Origin of the sequence: Pseudoduganella aquatica (assembly GCF_009857595.1) — a bacterium.
GTDB classification, from domain to species: domain Bacteria; phylum Pseudomonadota; class Gammaproteobacteria; order Burkholderiales; family Burkholderiaceae_D; genus Rugamonas; species Rugamonas aquatica_A.
In genome coordinates this window covers 1-306 of the sequence record NZ_WWCU01000142.1, presented here as the reverse complement: position 1 = coordinate 306, position 306 = coordinate 1, and the positions used below count along the sequence as shown (strand labels likewise).

Annotated in this window: 1 rRNA gene; it reads left to right on the top strand. The window is 50.7% G+C overall.

Annotated elements, in window-relative coordinates:
- Positions 1–305, top strand: a 23S ribosomal RNA gene (locus GTP77_RS29960); the annotation flags it as partial.
- Between the last annotated feature and the right edge of the window lies 1 nt (position 306).

Here is a 306-nt window from a genome sequence, read left to right as displayed (position 1 = left end):
TGCAAAGCGAACGCGGCGAACTGAAACATCTAAGTAGCTGCAGGAAAATAAATCAACCGAGATTCCCAAAGTAGTGGCGAGCGAAATGGGATGAGCCTGCATGATTTAGCATGACGCATAGTGGAACGCTCTGGAAATGGCGGCCATAGCGGGTGATAGCCCCGTACACGAAATGCGATGTGTGGAACTAAGTATGCGACAAGTAGGGCGGGACACGAGAAATCCTGTCTGAATATGGGGGGACCATCCTCCAAGGCTAAATACTCGTAATCGACCGATAGTGAACCAGTACCGTGAGGGAAAGGC